General features: G+C 70.7%; 15 protein-coding genes. 9 read left to right on the plus strand and 6 right to left on the minus strand.

The genetic code is table 11. The annotated features are described in order from the left end of the window. Positions 1-72: 72 nt before the first annotated feature. Positions 73-1,479, minus strand: coding sequence for a family 2B encapsulin nanocompartment shell protein (locus ACOKM3_RS16195; RefSeq protein WP_426901105.1), 1,407 nt, complete (start codon positions 1,477-1,479; stop codon positions 73-75). A gap of 221 nt (positions 1,480-1,700) precedes the next feature. Here ACOKM3_RS16195 and ACOKM3_RS16200 point away from each other — a divergent pair, with 221 nt between their 5' ends. The 3 genes from ACOKM3_RS16200 (at position 1,701) to ACOKM3_RS16210 (ending at position 3,643) form a co-directional block, all read left to right on the plus strand. Then, positions 1,701-1,934, plus strand: coding sequence for a hypothetical protein (locus tag ACOKM3_RS16200; RefSeq protein ID WP_426901107.1), 234 nt, complete (start codon positions 1,701-1,703; stop codon positions 1,932-1,934). A 136-nt stretch (positions 1,935-2,070) separates the two neighbouring features. Continuing rightward, positions 2,071-2,661, plus strand: coding sequence for an N-acetylmuramoyl-L-alanine amidase (locus tag ACOKM3_RS16205; RefSeq protein ID WP_327661643.1), 591 nt, complete (start codon positions 2,071-2,073; stop codon positions 2,659-2,661). 34 nt (positions 2,662-2,695) lie between these two features. After that, positions 2,696-3,643 carry a 1-aminocyclopropane-1-carboxylate deaminase/D-cysteine desulfhydrase gene (locus ACOKM3_RS16210; protein ID WP_426901109.1) on the plus strand — a complete coding sequence of 316 codons (948 nt, stop codon included), beginning with the start codon at positions 2,696-2,698 and terminating at the stop codon, positions 3,641-3,643. Here ACOKM3_RS16210 and ACOKM3_RS16215 read toward each other — a convergent pair. Further along, positions 3,622-5,220 carry a Na+/H+ antiporter gene (locus ACOKM3_RS16215; RefSeq protein WP_426901111.1) on the minus strand — a complete coding sequence of 533 codons (1,599 nt, stop codon included), beginning with the start codon at positions 5,218-5,220 and terminating at the stop codon, positions 3,622-3,624. The two genes, ACOKM3_RS16210 and ACOKM3_RS16215, sit on opposite strands and share 22 nt — an antisense overlap. Before the next feature lie 51 nt (positions 5,221-5,271). On the opposite strand from ACOKM3_RS16215, the gene ACOKM3_RS16220 reads away from it, so the two are divergent. The 3 genes from ACOKM3_RS16220 (at position 5,272) to ACOKM3_RS16230 (ending at position 7,257) form a co-directional block, all read left to right on the plus strand. Continuing rightward, complete coding sequence (locus tag ACOKM3_RS16220) at positions 5,272-5,532, plus strand: UBP-type zinc finger domain-containing protein (protein ID WP_426901113.1); 261 nt, start codon at positions 5,272-5,274, stop codon at positions 5,530-5,532. 265 nt (positions 5,533-5,797) lie between these two features. After that, on the plus strand, positions 5,798-6,211 hold the full coding sequence (locus ACOKM3_RS16225) for an ATP-binding protein (RefSeq protein WP_266713954.1): 414 nt from the start codon (positions 5,798-5,800) through the stop codon (positions 6,209-6,211). Continuing rightward, the gene (locus ACOKM3_RS16230; protein ID WP_426901115.1) at positions 6,208-7,257 is read left to right on the plus strand and encodes an RNA polymerase sigma factor SigF; all 1,050 of its coding nucleotides are present in this window, start codon (positions 6,208-6,210) and stop codon (positions 7,255-7,257) included. The genes ACOKM3_RS16225 and ACOKM3_RS16230 overlap by 4 nt, the downstream gene beginning before the upstream one ends. A gap of 72 nt (positions 7,258-7,329) precedes the next feature. On the opposite strand, the gene ACOKM3_RS16235 is transcribed toward ACOKM3_RS16230, so the two are convergent. Continuing rightward, entirely contained in the window at positions 7,330-7,773 is a 444-nt protein-coding gene (locus ACOKM3_RS16235) for a hypothetical protein (RefSeq protein ID WP_266713950.1), read from the minus strand. A 126-nt stretch (positions 7,774-7,899) separates the two neighbouring features. Between ACOKM3_RS16235 and ACOKM3_RS16240 the strand changes: the two genes are divergently transcribed. Together ACOKM3_RS16240 and ACOKM3_RS16245 are read left to right on the plus strand one after the other, a co-directional pair. Next, positions 7,900-8,868 (plus strand): diacylglycerol/lipid kinase family protein, encoded by a 969-nt coding sequence (locus ACOKM3_RS16240; protein ID WP_426901117.1) that lies wholly within the window; start codon positions 7,900-7,902, stop codon positions 8,866-8,868. A 319-nt stretch (positions 8,869-9,187) separates the two neighbouring features. Beyond that, on the plus strand, positions 9,188-9,445 hold the full coding sequence (locus ACOKM3_RS16245; protein WP_016639615.1) for a WhiB family transcriptional regulator: 258 nt from the start codon (positions 9,188-9,190) through the stop codon (positions 9,443-9,445). A 215-nt stretch (positions 9,446-9,660) separates the two neighbouring features. On the opposite strand, the gene ACOKM3_RS16250 is transcribed toward ACOKM3_RS16245, so the two are convergent. Further along, positions 9,661-11,127 carry a sensor histidine kinase gene (locus ACOKM3_RS16250; protein ID WP_266718858.1) on the minus strand — a complete coding sequence of 489 codons (1,467 nt, stop codon included), beginning with the start codon at positions 11,125-11,127 and terminating at the stop codon, positions 9,661-9,663. A gap of 367 nt (positions 11,128-11,494) precedes the next feature. After that, the gene (locus ACOKM3_RS16255) at positions 11,495-12,559 is read right to left on the minus strand and encodes an SIS domain-containing protein (protein ID WP_426901119.1); all 1,065 of its coding nucleotides are present in this window, start codon (positions 12,557-12,559) and stop codon (positions 11,495-11,497) included. A gap of 265 nt (positions 12,560-12,824) precedes the next feature. Here ACOKM3_RS16255 and nagB point away from each other — a divergent pair, with 265 nt between their 5' ends. Next, complete coding sequence (gene nagB / locus ACOKM3_RS16260; protein WP_426901121.1) at positions 12,825-13,610, plus strand: glucosamine-6-phosphate deaminase; 786 nt, start codon at positions 12,825-12,827, stop codon at positions 13,608-13,610. Between the two features lie 203 nt (positions 13,611-13,813). Here the strand turns inward: nagB and ACOKM3_RS16265 are convergent, their stop codons facing one another. Next, positions 13,814-15,298, minus strand: a complete 1,485-nt coding sequence (locus ACOKM3_RS16265; RefSeq protein WP_426901123.1) for a glycoside hydrolase family 3 protein — start codon at positions 15,296-15,298, stop codon at positions 13,814-13,816. Between the last annotated feature and the right edge of the window lie 5 nt (positions 15,299-15,303).

The following is a 15,303-nucleotide window of genomic DNA, read 5'->3' on the forward strand; positions in this document are numbered from 1 at the left end:
GATGGGTGGGCGCGTACCTCCTCGGTGTACCCGCCCTGTCGGACGGGGACACGGCGAACGGGGCGCGGCTCGTCACCGCCACCTGCCGACCTCGACGTTCTCCAGCACTCCGAGCGCATCGGGCACCAGGACCGCCGCCGAGTAGTACGTCGTCACCAGGTACGAGATGATCGCCTGCTCGCTGATGCCCATGAACCGCACGGACAGGCTCGGCTCGATCTCGTCCGGGATGCCGGACTGGCGCAGCCCGATGACGCCCTGGTCCTCCTCTCCGGTACGCATGCAGATGATGGATGTGGTCCGCGCGTCCGAGACCGGGATCTTGTTGCACGGATAGATCGGCACACCGCGCCAGGTCGGGATCCGGTTCCCGCCGACGTCGATGCTCTCGGGGACCAGGCCGCGCTTGTTGAGCTCGCGGCCGAACGCGGCGATCGCCTTCGGGTGCGCGAGGAACAGCTTGGAGCCGCGCCGCCTGCTGAGCAGTTCGTCCATGTCGTCCGGGCTCGGCGCGCCGTCGTGCGGCTGCAGGCGCTGCTCGTACTCGCAGTTGCTGAGCAGGCCGAACTCCCGGTTGTTGATGAGCTCGTGCTCCTGGCGCTCCTTCAACGCCTCGACCGTGAGCCTGAGCTGGTGTTCCGTCTGGTTCATGGGCTGGTTGTAGAGATCGGCCACGCGCGAGTGGATGCGCAGCACGGTCTGGGCGACGCTCAACTCGTATTCGCGCGGCGCGGATTCGTAGTCGACGAAGGTCCCGGGCAGGGTCGCTTCCCCGACGTGACCGGCCGCGAGGTCGATCTGCTTCTCGCCGTACGCGTTGGCCCGCTGCTCGGGCAGTGAGCGCAGCTGCTGGAGATGGTCGCGCAGTGATTGGGCACGCTCGGCGACCTGCTCGAAGTCGCCGCGCGGCAGCGTGAGCACGGTGCACGCGGTGGCCGCTCGCGCCGTGTACTCCCAGATGCTCTCCTCGTCGAGCAGTGCCTGGTCGCCGAAGTACGCGCCGTCGGCCAGCACTCCGAGCACCGCGTCGTCCCCGTAGGGACCGGTGCCGACCTTCTCGACGCGGCCGTGCGCGAGCAGGAACACCTCGTCGGCCCGGCTGCCGAACGAGGCGAGCAGCTCGCCGGCCGCGAACTCCCGCTGGGTGCAGCGCTGGGCGAGCTCGGCAAGCACGTCCTCGTCCTCGTAACCCCGCAGCGCGGGAAGCTCCCCCAACTCGGCGGGGATGACCCTGACGTCGTCCCCCGTCTTCACGAACGTGACGCGTCCGTCCCCGACCGAGTAGCTCAACCGTCGGTTGACCCGGTACGTGCCGCCCTTCACATCCACCCAGGGCAACGTCCGCAGCAGCCAGCGGGAGCTGATCTCCTGCATCTGCGGTGCGGATTTGGTGGTCGTGGCCAGGTTCCGCGCCGCGGACGTACCCAGACTCTTCTGCGGTCCGGGGGTCTGCTCGCGGACCTCTTCGCCTACCGACATGTGCAATGCCCTCCCGATCATGAACTGACCTGCACGGACAAGCCTTTCAGCACGGAGAGCGATCGCACCATTACACAAATGAGCGGGAATGGATGGCGGACGGGCGGGGCATTGGGTGGGCACTTTGACCCCCTCCCGGCTCATGTTCCGCAACCGGCCGGAACTCGAAGATCCCGGCGCGCGTTGGTCAGGAAACGGTAAAGACGAGAAGGGTGATCACCATGGCGGGCTTCATGGACCGGGCCAAGGAGCAGGCGCAGCGCGGCCTGACGCAGGGCAAGCAGAAGCTGGACGAGGTGCAGGCTCAGCGCGCGGGCGGCGATCTGCTCAAGCGACTGGGCGCGGCGTACTACGCGGAGCGCAAGGGCACCGGCAGCCCGGAGGCCACGCAGCAGGCGCTGCAGGCCCTCGAGTCGCACATCGCGGTGAACGGGGACGGCGTCCTGCGCAGCTGAGCGAGCAGGCCGCCGACGCCGCGGACGTTGTGCACGTTATGCGAACAGTAGGTCGCTGAACGGCAGTTCCGGGTAAAAGCGAACCGTACGAGACGGTACGCAGTCGGCGGCCGTCGCTCCCGCGAAGGAGGCGGCCGTGGCCCCACCCATGTCCGCAAGCAGCTTCATCAAGGCTCTCAAGGACGAGGGCCTGACGGTGGTCGAGGTCGGCGACTGGCGGCACCACAACCGCAACCACATCGGCGACTGGGGCCCGTTGAACGGGGTGATGATCCACCACACCGCGACCTCCGGCAGCGCCAGCACGGTGCGCATCTGCCGCGACGGCCACGCGAACCTGCCGGGACCGCTGTGCCACGGCGTCATCACGAAGGACGGCCGCGTGCACCTGGTCGGCTACGGCCGGGCGAACCACGCGGGCCTGGGCGACGACGACGTGCTGCGCGCGGTGATCGCCGAGAAGGCCCTGCCGCACGACAACGAGGCGAACACGGACGGCAACAGCCGCTTCTACGGCTTCGAGTGCGAGAACCTCGGCAACGGCGACGACCCCTGGCCCGCCGCCCAGTTGGAGGCCATCGAGAAGGCGGCCGCGGCGATCTGCCGCCACCACGGCTGGACCGAGCGCTCGGTCATCGGCCACCTGGAGTGGCAGCCCGGGAAGATCGACCCCAAGGGCTTCACGATGGCGTCGATGCGCAAGCGCATCGGGGACCGGCTCAAGTAGCGGCCCGTCGCCGCGCGGGCGGGGAACCGGCCAGATGTCCGACAATGGCCGGGTGTCCCGCCCCACCGGCTCCGGCCCGCGCCCCCGCCTCCCGTCTCCCCTCGTGGAGGTCGACGACGAGCGCTTCGCGCGCCACGGCGTGCGCCTGCTGCTCAAGAGGGACGATCTGATCCACCCGGACCTGATCGGCAACAAGTGGCGCAAGCTCGCCCCGAACCTCGACGCGGCGGCGTCCCGGGGCCGCACGATCGTCACCTTCGGAGGCGCGTACTCGAACCATCTGCGGGCCACGGCCGCGGCGGGCCGGCTCCTGGGCCTGGCCACCATCGGCATCGTCCGCGGCCAGGAACTCGCCGACCGCCCGCTCAACCCGTCCCTGTCCCGCTGCGCGGCCGACGGGATGCGCCTGCACTTCGTCGACAGGTCGACGTACCGGCGCAAGACCGACCCCGGCGTACTGGCCGGGCTCCTCGAAGCCGCCGACGCCGAGGACGCGTACGTGGTGCCCGAGGGCGGCAGCAACTCCCTCGCCGTTCAAGGCTGTACGGACCTCGGCCGGGAGCTGCGGGGCCGCGCGGATGTCGTCGCGCTCGCCTGCGGCACGGGCGGCACCCTCGCGGGGCTCGCCGCCGGACTCTCCCCCGACCAGCGCGCCATGGGCGTCGCCGTCCTGAAGGGCGGGTTCTTGGAGGCCGAGGTACGCGCCTTGCAGGAGTCGGCGTTCGGCGGCCGACGGGGCTCCTGGCACGTGGAGGACCGGTTCCATTTCGGCGGCTACGCGCGCGTGCCCGAGGAACTCGCGGCGTTCGCCGAGGACTTCGAGACCCGCCACGGCCTGCCCATTGAGCGCCTGTATGTCGCCAAAGCGCTGTACGCACTTGTCGCCCTCACCCAGGAGGGCGCGTTCCCACGCGGCACGACGCTCGCGGCGGTGATCACGGGCGCCCCCTTCGAAGACGCTCAGTCGTCGATCTCCCGATAGGCGGCGGCCTCCTCCAGGTCCAGCTTGCGCAGCAGTGTCCGCAGCATCTCGTCGTCGATCCGCCTCTCGTCCCGCATCCGTACGAAGACCTCACGTTCAGCGGCGATCGCCTCCCGCGCGAGCCGGCGGTACGTGTCGTCGGCGGACTCGCCGGTCACCGGGTTGGCCTGCCCGAGCCGCTCCCACACGGAGTTGCGGCGCCGCTCCAGAACGGTGCGCAGACGGTCCTGGAGGGGTGTGGGCAGGCAGTTGCGCTCGTCCCGCATCAACTCCTCCACGCGCTCCTCCGCGGCCACGGAGGCGGCGTTCTGCGCCTGGGCCTCGGCGAGCGTCTCGGCCTGCGTGTCCCGGCCCGGCAGCTTGAGGAGCTTGATGAGCGGCGGCAGCGTGAGCCCCTGGACGACGAGTGTGCCGATGACCGTCGTGAAGGTCAGGAAGAGCACCAGGTTGCGCGAGGGGAACGGCTCCCCGTCCTCCGTGACCAGCGGGATGGAGAACGCGATGGCCAGCGACACCACGCCCCGCATGCCGGCCCAGCTCACGACCAGCGGCCGTTTCCAGTCCGTGTCGCTCTCGCGCGCGCGGATGCGGGACGACAGGCACCACGGCAGATAGGTGGCCGGATACGACCACACGAAGCGGATCACGACCACGAAGACGAACACCCCGACCGCGTACCAGATCGCCTGCCACACGCTGTACTCGCCGAGCCCTTCGAGGACGAAGCGCAGCTGGAGGCCGATGAGCGCGAAGACGGCGGACTCCAGGATGAACGCGACGACCTTCCACACCGCGGTCTCCTGGAGCCGTGTCTCGAAATCGACCTGCCAGGAGCGGTGCCCCAGGTAGAGCGCCACGGTCACGACGGCGAGCACCCCGGAGGCGCCCACCTGCTCCGCGACCGCGTACGCGACGAAGGGGATCAGCAGGGAGAGCGTGTTCTGCAGCAGCGCTTCCTTGAGGTGCGTGCGCAACCAGTGCAGCGGCACCATCAGCAGCAACCCCACACCGACCCCGCCGACGGCGGCCACCAGGAACTCCTGGATCCCGCCCGCCCAGCTCGCACCCTCGCCCACCGCCGCGGCGAGCGCCACCTTGTAGGCGGTGATCGCGGTCGCGTCGTTCACGAGGGACTCGCCCTGGAGGATCGTGGTGATCCGGGAGGGCAGCCCCACCCGCCGGGCGATCGCCGTGGCGGCCACCGCGTCCGGCGGCGCGATCACCGCCCCCAGGACGAGCGCGGCGGTCAGCGGCAGGTCCGGGATCAGCTCGTACGCCAGCCAGCCCACGGCGAGCGTGGCGAACAGGACGTACCCCACGGAGAGCAGCGCGACGGGCCTGATGTTCGCCCTCAGGTCGAGGTACGAGCTCTCCAGGGCGGCGGTGTGCAGCAGCGGGGGCAGGATCAGCGGCAGCACGATGTGCGGGTCGAGCACGTACTGCGGGACCCACGGCACGTAGGACGCGATCAGGCCGATGGCGACCAGGAGGAGCGGTGCCGGGACCGGCGTCCTGCGCGCCGCCCCCGCCACAGCCGCACTGGCGGCGATCAGACCCACCAAAGGCAATACGTCCATGACCCGCCTTCCACCGCCCTGCTCCGCACCGCCCGACGTAACCTGGCCATCATGAACGAGTGCTCGCACGTCGCCGCGCTGCCGCACCCCGAGCCCGCACCTCTGAGCGAGACCTGCTTGGAGTGCCTGGCCGTCGGCAGTCACCCTGTGCAACTACGCCTGTGTCTGGTCTGCGGCCACGTCGGGTGCTGCGACTCGTCCCCGTACAAGCACGCGACGGTTCACCACACCGAGACCGGCCACCCGGTGATGCGCACCTTCGAGCCTGGTGAGAGCTGGCGTTGGTGCTTTGTCGACTCGATTCTGGTCTGACCCGACGGTTCCCCGGCCCCTCCGGGGTTCGATGCGCTGACGCTTGGGTACGTCAAACCGGCGCCCGCTCTTTCCAATTGAGCCCGCACACCCTCTAGCCACTGTCCGTACCCGTAGGCTTACTATGAGTGACAGCAACGGGCCGGGGGTCCCCGGGACAGGAAAGTCGGGCGCGCGGTAGCGTCACCGCAGATATAAGTGGCGCATCACCCGGGGGACGACGCCTCCGGAGCCCGAAAGTGCTTGTACCACCTTGGAGGTGAGGGTGTCCCAGATCGCAGGCGACCCCGGTAATCAGGACTTCGTGGAAGTCCGACTCCCGGCTGCGGGTGCCTACCTGTCGGTGCTGCGTACGGCGACGGCCGGCCTCGCAGCGCGTTTGGACTTCACCCTCGACGAGATCGAGGACCTGCGCATCGCTGTCGACGAGGCCTGCGCGATCCTGCTTCAGCAGGCCGTCGCGGGTTCCGTGCTCAGCTGCGTGTTCCGGCTGGTCGACGACTCCTTGGAGGTGACGGTCTCCGCGCCGACGACCGACGGCCGGGCCCCGGAGCGCGACACCTTCGCGTGGACGGTGTTGTCGGCCCTCGCGGGCCAGGTCGACTCCACGGTGGCCGAGGACAAGACCGTCTCCATCAGCCTCTACAAGAAGCGCGGCGCGGGCCCCGGCCCGACGTGAGGAACGGGGACGGTCCGGTGCGGGACGACAAGCGCGGCACACGGGATCTGGATCTCCCGGCCGACGGCACGGGCGGGATGCGGCGGCCGACCACCGGCATCCCCGAGCAGCAGGCCCTGCCACACCCGGAAGACGCAGCGGACACGGCGGACCCGGCGGCCGACGCGGCACAGCAGGCAGCGCCGACCCCGGGGGCCGCACTGCGCGGGGACTCAGGGGGATCGGACGCGCGACGGGCGGGATTGATGAGCGACCACGAGCGACACGGTGAGCGGCACGACCGGCACGATCCGCGGGACCGCAGCGGTGCCCGGGCGATGTTCATCGAGCTGCGCGCCCTGAAGGACGGCAGCCCGGAGTACGCGGAGCTGCGCAACAAGCTCGTGCGCATGCATCTGCCCCTGGTCGAGCACCTGGCGCGCCGCTTCCGCAATCGCGGCGAGCCCCTGGACGACCTCACCCAGGTCGCGACGATCGGCCTGATCAAGTCGGTCGACCGTTTCGACCCCGACCGCGGCGTGGAGTTCTCCACGTACGCGACGCCGACCGTCGTCGGCGAGATCAAGCGGCACTTCCGCGACAAGGGCTGGGCCGTGCGCGTGCCGCGCCGCCTCCAGGAGCTGCGCCTGGCCCTGACGACGGCGACCGCGGAGCTCTCCCAGGTGAACGGCCGCTCCCCCACGGTCCATGAGCTGGCCGAGAAACTGGCCATCTCCGAGGAGGAGGTCCTGGAGGGCCTGGAGTCGGCCAACGCGTACTCCACGCTGTCCCTGGACGTCCCGGACACGGACGACGAGTCCCCGGCGGTCGCGGACACGCTGGGGTCCGAGGACGAGGCGCTGGAGGGCGTCGAGTACCGCGAGTCCCTCAAGCCGCTCCTGGAGGACCTGCCGCCGCGCGAGAAGCGCATTCTGCTGCTGCGTTTCTTCGGGAACATGACGCAGTCGCAGATCGCCCAGGAGGTCGGCATCTCCCAGATGCACGTCTCGCGCCTGCTGGCCCGCACGCTGGCCCAGCTCCGGGACCGGCTCCTCGTCGAGGAGTGACCCACGTACGCACACGAGAAGGCGCCCCATGCGGATTCGCATGGGGCGCCTTCTCGTGTGCGAGCTTGCGAGCTACTGAGATGATCCCGGCGTACGGATGCCCAACGCGCGCGTGGTCTCTTGGTTGACGAGCAGCACCAGCGCGGCGATCGACACGGCGGCGAGTGCGATGCCGCCGCCGATGGCCATGCTGTCGGCCTGCAACAGCGTGTAGGCGACCGGCAGGGCCATGATCTGCGTGATGATCGCGGGGCCGCGGCTCCAGCGCTTGCGGGCGAGCAGTCCGCGCGCGGCGAACAGCGGCAGCAGCGCGAGCACGATGAGCGTGACACCGCCGGTGGCGGCCTGCTCCGGGTTGTCGGGGTGCCCGGCCAGACCGGCGACCAGCATGTAGGCACCGCCCACGACGAGCGCGAGGCCTTCGAGCCCGGCCAGGGCCGCGGCGGCGGTCAGCCGACCGGGGCGGGGGCCGTCTTCTGCGTCGGTTTCGGGGGCGGGGTTCTGCTCTGAGGTCACCTTTGCAGAGTAGCCGCCTGCCGGCGCCGTCCCGAAGCCCGGACCCCACGCGGAATCTGTGTGGACCGTCACCCGAGGCCCACCTCGGTCTGGGCCCGATCAAGGGCGCTGGGTACGCTGCCTTGCATGCGTGCACTTCTCGTGGTCAATCCGGCGGCAACCACCACCAGCGCGCGCACGCGTGACGTACTGATCCACGCCTTGGCGAGCGAGATGAAGCTCGAGGCCGTGACGACCGAGTACCGGGGCCACGCGCGCGACCTCGGCCGGCAGGCCGCGGAGAGCAAGGACATCGAGCTGGTCGTCGCTCTCGGTGGCGACGGCACGGTCAACGAGGTCGTGAACGGACTGCTGCACAGCGGCCCCGACCTCGACCGGCTGCCCGGCCTCGCCGTCGTCCCGGGCGGCTCCACGAACGTCTTCGCGCGCGCCCTCGGTCTGCCGAACCACCCCGTGGAGGCCACAGGACAGCTCCTGGACGCCCTGCGCGAGGGCCGCCGGCGCACGGTGGGCCTGGGCCTCGCCTCGGGCACCCCGGGCACGGAGGACGAGGGTGTGCCGGCCCGCTGGTTCACGTTCGCCTCGGGCCTCGGCTTCGACGCGGGTGTGGTGGGCCGGGTGGAGCAGCAGCGGGAGCGCGGCAAGCGTTCGACGCATGCCCTGTACGTGCGACAGGTCGTGCGCCAGTTCCTGGGCGAGGCCGACCGCAGGCACGGCACGATCACGCTCGAACGGCCGGGCGAGGATCCGGTCACCGATCTCGTCGTCTCCATAGTCAGCAACACGTCGCCGTGGTCCTTCCTGGGCAACCGGCCGCTGTACCCAACGCCCCAGGCGTCCTTCGACACCGGCCTTGACGTGCTGGGACTCAAGAAACTGTCCACTCCCGCGGTGGCCCGTTACGGCACCCAGCTGCTCGCCTCCACACCCGAGCGCGGACCGCACGGCAAGAACGCGGTTACGCTCCACGACCTGACGGACTTCACCTTGCATTCGAAGGCTCCCCTGCCCCTTCAGATGGACGGTGACCACCTGGGGCTACGGACCAGCGTGACGTTCACAGGCGTACGCCGTGCACTGCGTGTGATTGTGTGAGTGGAAGGGACTAAAGTCCTTCATCTCGAACGTTTGGGCCAGCATCCACCCCATGGAAGTACGGCTGTGACCTAGCCGACACCGAGGAATCAAAAAAAACTTTCCAGAAGGGGTTGTATCCGCCGCCGAGGTTTGCGAATCTCTACATGGCGCTCGGGACGGCCCGAAACATCGGCCCCACAGAGAGCCCGAATCCCCTCCCCAAAGAAACGGACATCCGTCGCAGATGTGACGTTCGTCGGTTCACTTGTTGAGGGTTTCGTGAAAGCGTTCACATTCACAAGCAACCTGCACGTAATACCAAGGAGAGGTAGCAGCCATGGACTGGCGTCACAACGCCGTTTGTCGCGAGGAAGACCCCGAGCTGTTCTTCCCCATCGGCAACACCGGTCCCGCGCTGCTGCAGATCGAGGAAGCCAAGGCCGTCTGCCGCCGCTGCCCCGTCATGGAGCAGTGCCTGCAGTGGGCGCTCGAGTCCGGCCAGGACTCCGGCGTCTGGGGTGGCCTCAGCGAGGACGAGCGCCGCGCAATGAAGCGCCGCGCCGCTCGCAACCGGGCCCGTCAGGCCTCCGCCTGATTCCCCACCCCGTTCGAGCCTGAGCCCGGCGGCGCGTACATCGCGTACGCATCTCCCGCCCCCGAGCCGCAGCGCGCAGTACCCCCGATGCTCCCCAGGCTCAGCCCGGGACACAGCCCGGGCAACGAAGCGACAGTGAGCCCCGGACCGTTCAACGGTCCGGGGCTCACTGCTGTGTCCGGGCCGCCGCGTGCGGGCCGCGGCCTGCCCGTCTGCTATTTGCTGCTGCGTACGGGGATGTCGAGGATGACCTGCGTGCCGCGCTCCGGTGCGGGCACCATGTCGAACGTTCCGCCCAACTCGCCCTCCACCAGCGTGCGTACGATCTGCAGGCCCAGGTTCCCCGCGCGCTTCGGGTCGAAGTTCTCGGGCAGGCCGACGCCGTCGTCCTGGACGGTGACCAGGAGTCGGGCCTCCTTGCTGGTGCCGCCGCGCACGGCCGAGACCTCGACGCTGCCGGTGTCGCCCTGCCGGAAGCCGTGCTCCAGCGCGTTCTGCAGCACCTCGGTGAGGACCATGGACAGCGGGGTCGCCACCTCGGCGTCCAGGATGCCGAAGCGGCCGGTGCGCCGGCCCACCACCTGACCCGGTGAGATCTCCGCCACCATCGCGAGCACCCGGTCGGCGATCTCGTCGAACTCCACGCGCTCGTCCAGGTTCTGGGAGAGCGTCTCGTGCACGATCGCGATGGAACCGACCCGGCGGACCGCCTCCTCCAACGCCTCGCGTCCGCGGTCGGACCCGATGCGGCGGGCCTGGAGACGGAGCAGGGCGGCGACCGTCTGGAGGTTGTTCTTCACCCGGTGGTGGATCTCCCGGATGGTCGCGTCCTTGGTGATCAACTCGCGTTCGCGGCGGCGCAGTTCGGTGACGTCGCGCAGCAGGACCAGCGAACCGATGCGGGTGCCCTTGGGGCTGAGCGGGATCGCGCGCAGCTGGATCGAGCCCTCCTCGCCCTCGACGTCGAACTCGCGCGGCGCCCAGCCGCTGGCCACCTTGGCGAGCGCCTCGTCCACCGGGCCACGGGACGGGGCGAGTTCGGCCGTCGTCGTGCCGAGGTGGTGTCCGACCAGGTCGGCCTGGAAGCCCAACCGGTGGTACGCGGACAGGGCGTTGGGCGAGGCGTACTGGACCACGCCGTCCGCGTCGAGCCGGATCAGGCCGTCGCCCGCGCGCGGGGAGGCGTCCATGTCGACCTGCTGGTCGGGGAACGGGAAGGTGCCGGCCGCGATCATCTGCGCGAGGTCGGAGGCCGACTGCAGATAGGTCAGCTCCAGGCGCGAGGGCGTCCGGACGGTCAGCAGGTTGGTGTTGCGCGCGATGACGCCGAGGACCCGGCCCTCCCTGCGTACGGGGATGGATTCCACCCGCACCGGGACCTCCTCGCGCCACTCGGGGTCGCCCTCGCGCACGATGCGGCCCTCGTCGAGCGCGACGTCCAGCATGGGGCGGCGGCCGCGCGGGACCAGGTGGCCGACCATGTCGTCCTGGTAGGACGTCGGCCCGGTGTTGGGCCGCATCTGGGCCACGGAGACGTATCGCGTGCCGTCGTGGGTGGGGACCCACAGGACGAGGTCGGCGAAGGAGAGGTCGGAGAGCAACTGCCACTCCGAGACCAGCAGGTGGAGCCACTCGAGATCGGAGTCACCGAGGGCGGTGTGCTGGCGTACGAGATCGTTCATGGAGGGCACGAGCCGAGCTTAACCGCCGGGCGGCGGGGCTCCGAAAGGAGCGAGGAGCCGCAGGCTCCGGAGGGAGCGGGAAACTGCGGGAGGGGCTCGAAAGACCGACGGGCCGCGGCGCCGGGGGTCGGGACCCTCAGCCCTTCCCCTAGCACCGCAGCCCTTCAGGTGCACCGGCTTCCAGGTGTGCGGTCCCGGCTGCCGATCGAGGATCCGACGCGGTCAGGGCAGAGAGCGTCGGGTCCTCTGTCCGTCCTCCTGTGCGGGGAGGGCGGAAGCCACAGTTACGCATTGTGGACTAGACCATTCTCCTATGTCCATGCGTAGGCAGAGGTTTATTGTCGTCTGTTTCTCCGAGCCGGAACAGTCATCGCGTCTCCGTCACCTTCACGAGGGCGCGCGGGGCGTCGGGGTCCTGGCCACGGGCGATGGTCACCTCGTACGCGAGAAGTTGCAGAGGGAGGATCTCGAGCACCGGCTGCACCTCCTCCGCCACCCCGGCGGTCGGCAGGACGAAGCCGGCGGAGGCGCGGGCCACCTGGGCCTCGGGACCGACCACCATCAGATCGGCCCCGCGCCCGCGGAGCCGGTCGAGGACGGGTTGCAGGGCCTCACCGCCCCGGCCGTCAGTGACCACGGCGATCACCGGGGAGATGTTGTCGACCATGGCGAGCGGTCCGTGCAGCAGATCGGCGCCGGAGTACGCGAGGGCGGGGATGTAGCTGGTCTCCATCAGCTTGAGGGCCGCTTCCTTGGCGGTCGGATAGCCGTAGCCGCGGGAGGTGATCACCATGCGCCCGGCGAAGCGGTAGCGGGCGGCCAGATCGCGGACCTCGTCCTGGCGCGCGAGGACCTGGTCGGCGTGGTCGGGCAGCACGGCGGCGGCCGACCCATCACCCCCGCGCAGGCCCTCCACGAAGAGGTACAGGGCGAGCAGCGAGGCGGTGTACGTCTTCGTCGCGGGCAGCGCCTTCTCCGGTCCCGCCATGATGTCGATGTGGTGCTCGGAGACGGCGGCCAGCGGGGAGTCCGGGTTGTTGGTCACGGCGAGGGTGATCGCGCCGGCCTCGCGGGCGGCCTTCGTGGAGGCGACCAGGTCGGGTGAGCCGCCGGACTGGCTGACCGTGACGACCAGTACGTCGCGCAGATCGGGGCGGGCGCCGTAGGCCGTCGTGGTGGACATCGAGGCGAGGCCGCAGGGCAGGCCGAGCCGGATCTCCAGGAGGTACTTGGCGTAGAGCGCGGCGTGGTCGGAGGTACCGCGGGCGGTGAGCAGGACAAAGCGCGGGGCGCGGTCGGCGACCCGGCGGGCCACGTCCTGGATGCGCGGGGCGCCGGTGGCGAGGAGACGCCGGAGCACGTCGGGCTGCTCGTGCATCTCCCGCGTCATGATCCGGCCGGGGCGCTCCGGGTCGGACGGAGTGGCGTTCATACGGGCACCTCCGGTGGGGCGACGGGGGCCGGGGCCGGGTCGCGTCGGCTGCGGCCCTTTCCACTGTGGCCGGTCGGTGCCCGCGCCGCCCACCGGACGCTTCGAGGTGCCGAGCCACAGCGCAGCGCGGAGCATGGACGAAGACATGGACGACGACGTGGACGAAGAGGTGTGGTGAAGGGCCTGACCGGCGGGGTCGCGCTCTGTTAGATTGGTCTATACCACATGTCATCCCGTCTCCTCTGACCAGAACGGCAGGCCCAGCGTGGAAGTTGTGATCGTTCCGGACGCCAAGGCAGGTGGCGAGCTGATCGCCGAGGCCATGGCCCAGCTGCTGCGGCGCAAGCCCGACGCGCTGCTCGGCGTGGCCACCGGCTCGACCCCGCTGCCCATCTACGAGGCGTTGGCGGCGCAGGTGCGTGCCGGTGCGGTCGATGCGTCGAAGGCGCGGATCGCCCAGCTCGACGAGTACGTGGGGCTGCCGACCGGGCACCCCGAGTCGTACCGGGCGACGGTGCTGCGGCAGGTCGTCGAGCCGCTCGGTCTCGGCGAGTCCGCGTTCATGGGGCCCGACGGCAGCGCCGACGACGTGCAGGCCGCGTGCGAGGCGTACGACCGTGCGCTGGTCGAGGCCGGGGGTGTGGATCTGCAGCTGCTGGGGATCGGCACGGACGGGCACATCGGGTTCAACGAGCCGTGTTCCTCGCTGGCCTCGCGGACCCGGATCAAGACGCTGACCGAGCAGACGATCGCGGACAACGCGCGGTTCTTCGACGGGGACCTGAGCCAGGTGCCGCGGCATGTGATCACGCAGGGCATCGGGACGATCCTGGAGGCGCGGCATCTGGTGCTGCTCGCGACGGGTGAGGGCAAGGCGGATGCGGTCGCCGCGACCGTCGAGGGGCCGGTCGCCTCCGTGGTGCCGGCGTCCGCGCTCCAGCTGCATCCGCACGCGACCGTGGTGGTGGACGAGGCCGCCGCGTCGAAGCTGAAGCTCGCGGACTACTTCCGCCACACGTACGCCAACAAGCCGGAGTGGCAGGGCCTGTAGGCCTGCGGCCCGCGTAACGGTGCCGGTCTCCCCCACTCGGGGTGACCGGCACTGTTGCATGTGCGCGGGAGTGCTTGGGAGGCGGGGCGTGAGCGGCGGCGGGCTGGACGCCTACCGAGGGCGCTGCCCGCGCCGGGGTGCCGCCTTGCCCACCCTGCCGCCCCAGGCGGCAGATTGCCCAAGGCGGCCGGGGTGGCGGCTCGTCAAGCCCCGGCGATCGCCTCAGCGGCAGCGACCCCGCACACCCTCGCCGCACCGTGCGTAGCGATGTGCAGGGATCCGCGCGGCGCCGCCTGGGGGACGCCCATTTCCACAACGACCGTGTCCGGGCGGGCGGCCAGCAGGTCGTCCAGGGCCCCGGACATCCACGGGTGCCGGTGCTCGTCGCGGACCACGGCCACCACTCGCCGCTCCCCCGCGGCAGCGAGGGCGGCGCGGCCCGCGTCGGGACCGGTGTAGGAACCGGTCGTCGTGCCCGGCAGCAGGCGTTCGAGTTCGGCGGCGACGCCCCACGGGGTCTCGGCGCCGACCGCGATGTTGGCGACGGGCGTGAAGGCGGCCACGTGCACGGGACCGGAGACCGGTGCCCCGGCTCCCCCACGGGTCACCGTGACCGCACGGCGCGCCGCGTCGAGCCCCACGTCGGGGTTGCCCCCCGGGGCCCCGGTGCGGGCCGACGCCGTCGCCCACTTCGACAGGGCACGCACCCGCGCCGCCGCGTCCGCGAGGCGTTCCTCCGGCAGGTCACCGGAGCGCACCGCGCCCACCAGGGCGTCACGCAGCCGCAGCACCGTGTCGTCGTCGGCGAGCCCGCCGCCCACGCAGATCGCGTCGGCGCCCGCGGCGATGGCGAGGACGCTGCCGCGCTCGATGCCGTACGTGCCGGAGATGGCCTTCATCTCCATGCCGTCCGTGACGATGAGCCCCTCGTAGCCGAACTCCTCGCGCAGCAGCCCCGTGAGGATCCGACGCGACAACGTTGCCGGGTACTCGGGGTCGAGCGCGGGCACCAGGATGTGCGCGCTCATCACGGCCCGCGAGCCCGCCGCGATCGCCGCGCGGAACGGCGCGAGGTCACGGGAGCGCAGCACGTCCAGGTCGGCGTCGATGCGCGGCACGTCGTGGTGCGAGTCGACCGCCGTGTCCCCGTGCCCGGGGAAGTGCTTCGTACAGGCGGCGACGCCCGAGGCTTGCAGTCCCTCGACGTACGCGGCGGTGTGCCGGGCCACGAGGGCGGGGTCCGCACCGAAGGACCGTACGCCGATCACCGGGTTGTCCGGGTTGGCGTTGACGTCCGCGGAGGGCGCCCAGTTGAGGTTGACCCCGCACTCGGCGAGGCGGTGCCCGAGCTCGGCGGCCACCGCGCGGGTCAGCTCCGCGTCGTCGACCGCGCCGAGCGCGTGGTTGCCCGGGAAGGACGAACCGGTGCGCACCTCGAGGCGGGTGACGTCACCCCCCTCCTCGTCGATGGCGACCAGCACGTCATCGCGTTCGGAGCGCAATTGGGCGGTGAGGGCGGCCAGTTGCTCGGGGGTGGCGATATTGCGCCCGAACAGCCCGACCGACGCCAGGCCCTCGCCGAGCCGGCGCAGCAGCCAGTCGGGCGCGGACGTGCCGGTGAACCCGGGCTGGAGGACGGTCAGGGCGTCGCGGGTCAAAGTGTCGGTACCACGTGTCAGTGTCGTCATCGTGC

Origin of the sequence: Streptomyces nidicola (assembly GCF_050106155.1) — a bacterium.
GTDB lineage: Bacteria > Actinomycetota > Actinomycetes > Streptomycetales > Streptomycetaceae > Streptomyces.